The sequence below is a fragment of the Rhodococcus sp. P14 genome (assembly GCF_000256505.1).
Lineage (GTDB): Bacteria > Actinomycetota > Actinomycetes > Mycobacteriales > Mycobacteriaceae > Rhodococcus > Rhodococcus ruber.
In genome coordinates this window covers 1-3,922 of sequence record NZ_AJFC01000135.1, presented here as the reverse complement: position 1 = coordinate 3,922, position 3,922 = coordinate 1, and the positions used below count along the sequence as shown (strand labels likewise).

Genomic DNA, 3,922 nt, shown 5'->3' with positions numbered 1-3,922 from the left:
CGCGCGGCTGCAGTGGCTCGGCCACGCACTGACCCGGCTGCGGCTCAGCCCGCGGAATGTCGTGACGCTGGAGGTCCCCGGCCGTCGCTCCGGTGTCGTGCGCCGGACCAATCTGCTGCTGCTGGACCACGACGGCGAGCAGTACCTGCTGTCGCTGGCCGGCCAGTCCCAGTGGGCCCGCAACGTGCGGGCTGCCGCCGGGCGCGCACTGCTGGTCCGCGGTCGCCGACGTCGGGCGGTCACCCTGGTCGAGGTACCGGTCCCCGGCCGCGCCGACATCCTCCGCGCCTACCTGCTGCGGGGCGGACGGGAACCCGGCCACCGGAAGATCGCTCGGGAGGCGGACATGTACTTCGGCCTGGCCGGTACACCCACTCGGGCGGAACTCGCGGCCGTGGCCTCGCGCTACCCGGTGTTCCGCGTCACCGACACCGCCTCGCAGCAGTCGTGATATCGGTCACGTCTCGACGCGCGTGCCCCTGCGCCTGGGCGGCGGTTCGGTCGCCCAACTGGGGTTTCGCCGCGCCGATCGGATCGATAGATGCAGACTATCAATCGAATGCAGTCGATCGATTGGCCCTGCCTATCGAAACTCGTTAGTGTTTGAAAGGTCAGAATCCCTATCGACCGAACAGAGGTTCAACGTGGCCCTGATCAACAAGCAGATCAAGCCCTTCTCCGCGACCGCCTACCAGGAGGGTGGTTTCATCTCCGTCTCCGACGAGGACATCAAGGGCAAGTGGGCGATCTTCTTCTTCTACCCGGCCGACTTCACCTTCGTCTGCCCGACGGAGCTCGGTGACCTTGCCGACCACTACGAGGAGCTGCAGAAGCTCGGCGTCGAGGTCTTCTCGGTCTCCACCGACACCCACTTCACGCACAAGGCGTGGCACGACTCCTCCGAGACCATCGGCAAGATCAAGTACGCCATGATCGGCGACCCGACCCTGCAGATCAGCACCGACTTCGAGGTGCTGCGCGAGAACGAGGGCCTGGCCGACCGCGGCACCTTCCTCGTCGACCCCGACGGCATCGTCCAGTTCATGGAGGTCACCGCCGAGGGCATCGGACGCAACGCCGCCGAGCTCGTCCGCAAGGTCAAGGCCGCTCAGTACGTCCGGTCGCACCCGGGCGAGGTCTGCCCGGCCAAGTGGGAAGAGGGCGCCGAGACCCTCGCCCCGTCGCTGGACCTCGTCGGCAAGATCTGACACCTCCGGATCCGACCTTCCTGCGGCGCGGGGCCCGGCCCACATCGGGCCCCGCGCTCCCGGAGCGCCGAGCCACCCGGCGCCGTGCCGCATTCCGATCACCGTTCCCCACCCGTCGATGGAGTAGATACCCATGCTCGAAGCCTCGCTCGCCGGCCAACTGAAGTCCCTCCTCGAGCGGCTGACCCTGCCGATCGAGCTCGTGTCCTCCCTCGACGACGGACCCAAGTCCGCCGAACTCGCCGCCCTTCTCGACGAGATCGCGGCGATGTCGGACAAGATCACCCACGAGCGCCGCGACGACGACGCACGACGCCCCTCGTTCGCCATCCACCGGGTCGGCACCGATATCGAGGTCCGCTTCGCCGGCATCCCGCTCGGTCACGAGTTCACCTCCCTCGCACTCGCTCTCCTCCAGGTCGGCGGTTACCCGTCGAAGGAGCCGGAGGAACTGCAGCAGCAGGTCCGCGACCTGGACGGCGAACTGCACTTCGAGACCTACTTCTCGCTCTCCTGCCAGAACTGCCCGGACGTCGTGCAGGCGCTGAACCTGATGTGCGTACTCAATCCGCGCATCACGCACGTCGCCATCGACGGCGCCCTGTTCCAGGACGAGGTCGACGGACGCCAGGTGATGGCCGTACCGACGGTGTATCTCAACGGGGAACTGTTCGACTCGGGCCGCATGAGCCTCGAGCAGATCGTCGGCAAGCTCGACACCGGCGCCGCAGACCGCGCGGCCGCCGCGATCGCCGAGAAGGACCCGTTCGACGTACTCGTCGTCGGCGGCGGACCGGCCGGCGCCGCAGCCTCGATCTACGCCGCCCGCAAGGGAATTCGCACCGGACTCGCTGCCGAGCGCTTCGGCGGCCAGGTGCTCGACACGATGGCGATCGAGAACTTCGTCTCCGTGCCCTACACCGAAGGTCCCCAGCTCGGCGCCGCGCTCGAGAATCACGTCCGTCAGTACGACGTCGACGTCATGAACCTGCAGCGGGCCGCGAAGCTCGTGCCGGCGACCGTCGAGGGTGGCCTCGTCGAGGTCGAACTGGACAGCGGCGCCTCCCTCCTCGCCCGTACCGTGATCCTGTCCACCGGCGCGCGGTGGCGCTCGATGAACGTGCCCGGCGAGACCGAGTACCGCAACAAGGGCGTGACCTACTGCCCGCACTGCGACGGACCGCTGTTCAAGGGCAAGCGCGTCGCCGTGATCGGCGGCGGCAACTCCGGTGTGGAGGCCGCCATCGACCTCGCCGGCGTCGTCGCGCACGTCACGCTCATCGAATTCGACTCGGTGCTGCGCGCCGACGAGGTGCTGCAGCGCAAGCTGCGCAGCCTGCCGAACGTGGACATCGTCGTCAGCGCACTGACCACCGAGGTCCTCGGCGACGGCACCAAGGTCACCGGCCTGACCTATCAGGACCGCACCACCGAGACGTCGCACACGCTCGAGCTCGAGGGCGTCTTCGTCCAGATCGGTCTGCTGCCCAACACCGAGTGGCTCGCCGGGACGGTCGAGCTGTCGCCGCGCGGCGAGATCGTGATCGACGACCGTGGCCAGACCTCGGTGCCGGGTGTGTTCGCGGCCGGTGACTGCACCACGGTGCCGTACAAGCAGATCGTCATCGCCGCCGGTGCCGGCGCGACCGCGGCGCTCGGCGCGTTCGACCACCTCATCCGCACCAGCGCCCCGGCCGAGGACTCGGTCGCCGCGACCGTCCGGTAGTTCGTCCGTCGTGAACCTGCGTGATCTCGAGTACCTGGCCGCGGTGGCGCACCATCGCCACTTCGGCCGGGCGGCGGAGGCCTGCTTCGTCAGTCAGCCCACGCTGTCGACCCAGCTCCGCAAGCTCGAACAGGAACTCGGCGTCGAACTCGTCGAGCGGAGCCCGCGTCAGATCACCCTGACCGGCGCGGGCACGCAGATCGTGGAGCGGGCCCGGATCATTCTGAGCGAGACCGCGAACATCCGCGAGATCGCCCGGCAGTTCTCCGACCCGGAGTCGGGCACGCTCCGCATCGGCCTGTTCCCGACCCTCGCCCCGTACCTGCTCCCGCACGTCGTGCCGTCGGTACGGGCGAGGTTTCCCGATCTCGAACTGCTGTTGATCGAGGAGAAGACCGAGGACCTGCTCGAACGGCTCCGCCGCGGCGACCTCGACGTCTGCGTGCTCGCACTGCCGATCGACGACGACCACCTGCACCAGGAGTACCTGTTCTCCGAGGACTTCGTGCTCGCCGTCCCGGCCTCCCATCCGCTGGCCGGCACACCCGAACCTGCCCCCGTGTCGGTGATCGCGGACGAGAGCCTGCTGCTGCTCGAGGACGGTCACTGCCTGCGGGACCAGGCCCTCGAGGTGTGCCGGCTGACCGGAGCCGCCGAACGCAACGGCTTCCGGGCGACGAGCCTCGAGACCCTGCGGCAGATGGTGATCGCCGGGGTGGGGGTGACCCTGCTGCCGCGCCTGGCCGTCACCACCCCGGTCGCCCAGCCCCCGGAGATCCGGCTGCTGCGGTTCGCCGAGCCCGTCCCGCGTCGCCACATCGGCATGTTCTGGCGCAAGACCAGCGGCTTCCGCGACTTCCTGCCGCAGCTTGCCGAGATGTTCCGCCGGCTCCCCGAGGGTCTGGTCGACCCGACACCACCCTCCTGAGCGGGAGTCCGCGGCACCGGCCGTGCCGGGCCGCGGGCACGTGCTGCAGGATGGGCGGGG

General features: G+C 69.0%; 4 protein-coding genes. All 4 read left to right on the top strand.

Going from position 1 to position 3,922, the window contains the following annotated elements; translation table 11 throughout:
- On the top strand, nt 1-451 hold a 451-nt coding region (locus tag OEY_RS28265), incomplete at its 5' end, for a nitroreductase/quinone reductase family protein (RefSeq protein ID WP_010593797.1).
- 193 nt (nt 452-644) lie between these two features.
- Nucleotides 645-1,208, top strand: coding sequence for an alkyl hydroperoxide reductase subunit C (ahpC, locus tag OEY_RS0110290; RefSeq protein ID WP_003936729.1), 564 nt, complete (start codon nt 645-647; stop codon nt 1,206-1,208).
- Nucleotides 1,209-1,341: 133 nt separating this feature from the next.
- The gene (gene ahpF / locus OEY_RS0110285; protein WP_010593796.1) at nt 1,342-2,934 is read left to right on the top strand and encodes an alkyl hydroperoxide reductase subunit F; all 1,593 of its coding nucleotides are present in this window, start codon (nt 1,342-1,344) and stop codon (nt 2,932-2,934) included.
- A 10-nt stretch (nt 2,935-2,944) separates the two neighbouring features.
- The gene (locus OEY_RS0110280; protein ID WP_010593795.1) at nt 2,945-3,862 is read left to right on the top strand and encodes a LysR substrate-binding domain-containing protein; all 918 of its coding nucleotides are present in this window, start codon (nt 2,945-2,947) and stop codon (nt 3,860-3,862) included.
- Nucleotides 3,863-3,922: the final 60 nt, after the last annotated feature.